Consider the following 3892-nt stretch of genomic DNA (forward strand, 5'->3'; position numbering starts at 1 on the left):
GCACCCGCTCACACAGGCGTTGGGCTTTTTGCTCGTTATCGTCCTGCTCGACGCCCAATAACACTAACAAACCGGGGCCAATCTTGCCTACCGTCTTACCTTCTACCGTAACGCTGGCGTTTAATACCCGTTGAATTAACGCAATCATAACGATCCTTCCTGATCCTGTTTTTGCTGTTGTTCTGCTTTCTGCTGCTGGTAAAGGCGGTACTCGCCCAAGGTAACGGTAATTTCGGCGCCCAATAACACGATACACCAGCTCCAATAGACCCATAAAAATAAAATCGGGATCACCGCCAGCACGCCGTAGATCAGCTGGTAGGAGGGGAACATGGTGACATACAGCGCAAAGCCTTTCTTACCCAGTTCGAACAGCACCCCGGCCACCAGTGCCCCGACCAATGCATCTTTCGCAGGTACGCGTACCGTGGGCACTACGCTGTATAACAACCAGAAAGAGACCCAGGACAGGATCAACGGGAAGATGCGCAGCACCTCGTCCACAAGGCTGTTAACGCCGGTTTGCGCTAACCAGTTTAGTGACAGCAGGTAAGAACTGATCGCCATACTGGCCCCCACCAGCAGCGGGCCGAGGGTCAACACCATCCAGTAAATGGCAAAGGAAACCACGATCGGCCGTTGGTTCTTACTGCGCCAGATGGTGTTCAACACGCTATCCACCGAATAGATCAGCAGCAGTGCCGTGACAATCAGGCCGCAGATCCCCACGGCGGTCATCTTGCTGGAGTTAGCAACAAACTGCTCCAGGTAACGTTGCAGCACGTTACCAGCGGCGGGCATAAAGTTGGAGAATATAAAGCTTTTCAGTTGGACGCTGATATCCGCAAACATCGGGAAAACGGCGAACAACGCAAACACCACGGTGATCAGCGGCACCAGGGAAAGTAGCGAGACGTAAGCCAGATGGCCCGCCAACATGGTCAGGCCATCCTGATCAATACGTTTAATCAATAACCGCCCGAAGGTGATCCCGGGTTTGATCGACGATGGCAGCTTTTTGCGGCGGAAAAACGACATATCTTCAATCCTCTTATGTCAGTCTTTACCCTATGGATTTCGAGTTGCAGCTAGGCGACAAGCTATCTCATCCCCAGGAGCTTACTTTTCGTAAGTGACTGGGGTGTGATAGTGCAGGTAACAACGCTGCAGCTCGAAAGACGACGGGTACGCCTTAAGCTTAACGTACGGTGTTTATTGAGCAAAATAAGCCGGTACAACCTGGCGATCGACGACGTGTACCGCCTTGATCCCCAGCGCTGCAGCCGCCTCTACGTTAGCCGCCACATCGTCAAAGAATACCGCCTGATCCGCCGGGGTATTTTCGGCCTTCAGCACGTGCTGATAGATGTTGGCATCGGGTTTACGCATGCCAAGATCCTGCGACAGGTACAGGTGATCGGCCGCTTCAGCCACCTGAGGGTAGTGCTGAGGCCAGTAATTACAGTGCAGGCGATTGGTATTCGATAACACCACCACGCGATGCCCTTGGCTGCGCAGACGGTTCATAATCTCGATCACTTCAGGGCGCAAGGCGACAAACACCGCCTGCCAGCCGGTGGCGAACTGTTCGAAACTGAGCGCTATCCCCATCTCTTCACACAGTTTTGCCGCAAAGTCTTCGTCGCTGACCTCACCACGTTCGTGCTGTTGGAATACCTCACCCATGCTAAAACGTTCGGACAACGTCGCCAGCGGTGTGCCGCTCAGGTTGCTCCACACGCCCAGTACACGTTTGAAATCGATATCGACAATCACATTACCTAAATCAAAGATATACAGCATAGTCCTCTCCCATGGGCCAGTGAGATTTCACTGTAACGGGAAAAGTTAAGGCTGAACAGGGAGCAGTGTGAAAAGCGCATGGCGCGCCGCAGAAAAGGGGAAAGACAGAGGAAAAAACTCAGGGCGCTGTGACACGCCCTAAGTATTGCGGATTAAATCGGCGAATTAAGCTTCTTTAGGACCGCGGTTGGCACGCTTACGATCGTTTTCCGTCAGGTGACGCTTACGGATACGGATCGAAATTGGCGTCACTTCTACCAGTTCGTCATCATCGATGAATTCCAGAGCCTGCTCCAGAGACATTTTGATGGCCGGAACCAGGGTAGTGGCTTCATCGGTACCCGATGCACGCATGTTGGTCAGTTTCTTACCGGTCAGGCAGTTCACGGTCAGGTCGTTAGAACGTGAGTGGATACCGATGATCTGGCCTTCATATACTTCAGCACCGTGGCCCAGGAACAGCTTACCGCGATCTTGCAGACCGAACAGAGCGAACGCTACCGCTTTGCCCTGGCCGTTAGAGATCAGCACGCCGTTCTGACGCTGGCCCACTTCGCCCTGACGCACATCGTCATAGTGGCTGAAGGTGGAGTACAGCAGACCGGTACCAGAAGACATGGTCATGAATTCGTTACGGAAACCGATCAGGCCACGGCTTGGGATCACGTAGTCAAGACGCACACGGCCCTTGCCATCTGGATCCATGTTTTTCAGGTCAGCTTTACGCTCACCCATCGCCTGCATCACAGAACCCTGGTGCTGTTCTTCGATATCCAGCGTCACGTTCTCGAACGGCTCTTGCTTACGGCCATCGATTTCACGGAAGATAACTTTCGGACGGGAAACCGCCAGTTCAAAACCTTCACGACGCATGTTTTCGATCAGTACCGACAGGTGAAGCTCACCACGGCCTGAAACACGGAACGCATCAGCATCGGCTGTTTCTTCAACGCGCAGCGCAACGTTATGCACCAACTCTTTGTTCAGGCGCTCAAGGATCTGACGTGAAGTCACGTACTTGCCTTCTTTGCCGCAGAACGGTGAGGTGTTGACGTTAAAGAACATGCTTACAGTCGGCTCATCAACTGACAGTGCTGGCAACGCTTCTACTGCGCTCACATCACAAATGGTGTCAGATATGTTCAGTTCGCCCAGGCCGGTGATAGCAACAATGTCGCCCGCTTCGGCAACGGTGGCTTCGATACGTTCCAGACCCATATGGGTCAGCACTTTACCGATTTTACCGTTACGGGTTTTGCCTTCGCTGTCGATCAGGGTGATCTGCTGGTTAGGCTTAACTTTACCGCGCTTGATACGACCAATGCCGATAACGCCCACGTAGTTGTTGTAGTCCAACTGGGAGATCTGCATCTGGAAGGGTGCTTCCAGCTCAACCTGCGGCGCCGAGACGTGATCGACAATCGCCTGGTACAGCGGAGTCATGTCTTCGGCCATGTCGTTATGGTCAGCACCGGCAATACCCAGTAGTGCAGAAGCATAGATGATTGGGAAGTCGAGCTGTTCGTCGGTAGCGTCCAGGTTAACGAACAGGTCGAAGACCTGATCCACAACCCAGTCAGGACGCGCGCCAGGGCGGTCAACCTTGTTGATTACCACGATCGGTTTCAGACCATTAGCAAACGCTTTTTTGGTCACGAAACGGGTTTGCGGCATTGGGCCATCCATTGCGTCCACAACCAGCAGCACCGAGTCGACCATTGACATCACGCGCTCTACCTCGCCGCCGAAGTCGGCGTGTCCTGGGGTATCCACGATGTTGATGCGGTAGTCTTTCCAATTAATGGCGGTGTTTTTTGCGAGGATGGTAATCCCACGCTCTTTCTCCAAATCGTTGGAGTCCATTACTCGTTCAGTTGCTTCTGTACGCTCTCCGAAGGTACCGGATTGTTGCAGCAGCTTGTCAACCAGGGTGGTCTTACCATGGTCAACGTGGGCAATAATGGCGATGTTACGCAAATTTTCGATCACAGCTTTGCCTCAGGCATTAGAAATAGCGCGCTATTGTACACGTATTAAGCGAGGGACTAAACAAGATCACAACACTCTCTTATAAACAACTGTGTACAGG

4 protein-coding genes are annotated in these 3892 nt (G+C 52.8%); all 4 read right to left on the minus strand.

Going from position 1 to position 3892, the window contains the following annotated elements; translation table 11 throughout:
- Positions 1-148 (minus strand): D-aminoacyl-tRNA deacylase (locus tag ACLQ7H_RS13270; RefSeq protein ID WP_411753080.1); only part of this gene is annotated, 148 nt, incomplete at its 3' end.
- Entirely contained in the window at positions 145-1038 is an 894-nt protein-coding gene (locus tag ACLQ7H_RS13275; protein ID WP_411753077.1) for a virulence factor BrkB family protein, read from the minus strand. The genes ACLQ7H_RS13275 and ACLQ7H_RS13270, both read right to left, overlap by 4 nt.
- 174 nt (positions 1039-1212) lie before the next feature.
- A complete protein-coding gene (gene yihX / locus ACLQ7H_RS13280) occupies positions 1213-1803 on the minus strand; it encodes a glucose-1-phosphatase (RefSeq protein ID WP_411753078.1) in 591 nt (196 codons plus the stop codon).
- Positions 1804-1968: 165 nt separating this feature from the next.
- The gene (gene typA, locus ACLQ7H_RS13285) at positions 1969-3792 is read right to left on the minus strand and encodes a ribosome-dependent GTPase TypA (protein ID WP_411753079.1); all 1824 of its coding nucleotides are present in this window, start codon (positions 3790-3792) and stop codon (positions 1969-1971) included.
- Positions 3793-3892: the final 100 nt, after the last annotated feature.

Origin of the sequence: Serratia sp. (in: enterobacteria) (genome assembly GCF_046715635.1) — a bacterium.
Lineage (GTDB): Bacteria > Pseudomonadota > Gammaproteobacteria > Enterobacterales > Enterobacteriaceae > Chania.